At 45.3% G+C, this 2,410-nt stretch carries 1 protein-coding gene; it reads left to right on the plus strand.

Annotation, left to right across the window (positions count from 1 at the left end):
• Positions 1–646 precede the first annotated feature (646 nt).
• Positions 647–2,002 (plus strand): MATE family efflux transporter, encoded by a 1,356-nt coding sequence (locus B5F91_RS14670; RefSeq protein WP_204244709.1) that lies wholly within the window; start codon positions 647–649, stop codon positions 2,000–2,002.
• Positions 2,003–2,410 lie beyond the last annotated feature (408 nt).

Consider the following 2,410-nt stretch of genomic DNA (forward strand, 5'->3'; position numbering starts at 1 on the left):
GAGGATTCGTAACATATTGGGTATCAATTACAACAAAATTCCTGCTTCCAATAAGAAGTGGGTGGGGGGATTATGTGCCTTTATCTAAGCTTAAATGAAAGAGCCGTGTGTTTTTCCTTACACTCCTTTATGAGATTGTTGCTTTTTTAACTCATTCAAGCCCCACACAATAAAAGTAATTTGTTACGCCGGATTTGCAATCATGAGTGGTCGGAAGAAATTAATTATCCCTTTGTCATGCCGGATTTGTAATCATAAGTGGTTGAAAGATTTGCCAAGGGCGGTGAACCCGCCCAATTATGCGTAACCGCCTGGTGAGCGAAGCGAACCTGCGGTAATTCAAGCCCTCAGCCAGGGCCTCGAAGAAGTCCAATTGAATTACCTAAGCGTTGTTCGACTTCTTCGAAGCCGATAAGTAAGGTGCACACTCGACCGCAGGTTCGCTTCGCTCACCAGCGGTTACGTATCGTTGAGCCTTTTCAAAGCTCTGAATATACAAAAGGTGCATCCGACAAAATCTTTCAACCACTTATGATTTGCAATCCTGCGTGACGAGCATTCTTGTGAAAGCTCCAATCTTTTTTCCTTTTTTTCAAGAACATCCAACAAAATTCTTTAATTTTGCATCAGCATTCCACAACCGTTTATGAAACACGAACACAAAGACAAATATACGCAGATGACCACCGAGCCGGTACATAAGCTCATTGGCTCATTGGCAGTACCCACCATCATCAGCATGCTGGTCACCTCGCTCTATGTAATGATAGACACCTATTTTGTGGGGAAAATCAATACACAAGCCACCGCAGCCGTGGGAATCTCGTTCTCTGTTATGGCAATTATCCAAGCCTTCGGGTTTTTCTTCGGACACGGGTCGGGCAACTTTATCTCTCGCCGCTTGGGAGCACGAGATTATCAAAGTGCCGAAAAAATGGCTGCAACCGGCTTCTTTAGTGCTTTCATCGCCGGATGCCTCATTACGGCATTCGGATTGATATATCTTACGCCTATCTGCATCGGCCTAGGCTCAACGCCCACTATCCTTCCTTATACCGAAACTTACTTAGGAATCATTCTCTTAGGAGCGCCTTTTATGGCATCTTCGCTGGTTTTGAATAACCAAATGCGTTTTCAAGGGAATGCCCTTTATGCAATGGTAGGCATCACCGCCGGCACGGTGCTCAATATCGGATTGGCTCCTTTATTGATTTTTGTATTCAACATGGGCATCGCCGGAGCTGCTTGGGCAACGCTTTGCGGGCAAGTGTGCAGTTTTTTCATCCTGCTTTATATGGACAGCCGTGGAGAAAATATCCGTATCCGCTTGCGTAACTTTACTCCTCGCTTTGCTTATTTCCGTGAAATTATTTATGGTGGGAGCCCTTCACTTTGCCGCCAAGGACTAGCAAGCCTTGCAGCCATTTTGCTTAATGTAGCAGCTGGGCGATACGGCGATGCAGCTATTGCGGGCATGTCTATTGTAGGCCGTATTTGCATGTTTATCAATTCCTTTCTCATTGGGTTCGGGCAGGGATTCCAACCTGTATGCGGATATAATTATGGGGCAGGCATTTATTCCCGTGTACGCGAAGGATTCTGGTTTTGCGTCAAGGTGGGTGTTGTCTTCCTCACCCTGTGTTCCATCATAGGCTACATCTATGCGCCCGAAATCGTATCGTGGTTCCGTGAAGACGATGCCGAAGTGATAGCCATCGGCGCACAAGCCCTGCGCTGGCAACTCCTTACTCTGCCTCTCGGTACGTGGGTCATTCTTTGCAACATGCTTTTGCAGACCATCCGCAAGCCCGTCCGTGCCGTATTGCTCGCCTCCGCACGCCAAGGATTGTTCTTTATCCCTGCCATACTTCTGCTTCCTTACTTCTTAGGTCTGCAAGGCGTAGAGATGAGCCAGGCAGCAGCCGACTTTTGTTCGTTCCTTTTTGCCCTGCCTGTAGCCATTCCCGTGCTCCGTTCGCTTCGGAAAGGCCCTGCCACATAAGCTGTACAAATCAACACTATCTCACCACAGGATGACAAAGGGGTGGGTAGGTTTACTTCGTTTTGTGCATGATTGTTTATTTGCAGAATACGGTCAATCTTGCTTGTTAAAATATTTGATAATCAATTTATTAGAGCAAATATAAAGAGGATAAGGTTATCGGCGGAGGTGAAAATTCAAAAACGCCTGACCGGTGCGGCGCAACTATCTATTTTCATGTATGCACTTGTATGGTATAGTTTATGCATATATATGTCTTACCCTAAAAGTGTCTACGTTTTTTAGGGTAAGACAAGGTGCACCACAGATTACACAGATTTGAACAATTTATTATTAACCAAACCACGGACACAGAGAAAATAATTTTATTAATCTGTGTAATCTGTGGTGAAAAACTAAAGACTAAGA

The organism is Bacteroides sp. An322 (assembly GCF_002161765.1).
Lineage (GTDB): Bacteria > Bacteroidota > Bacteroidia > Bacteroidales > Bacteroidaceae > Phocaeicola > Phocaeicola merdavium.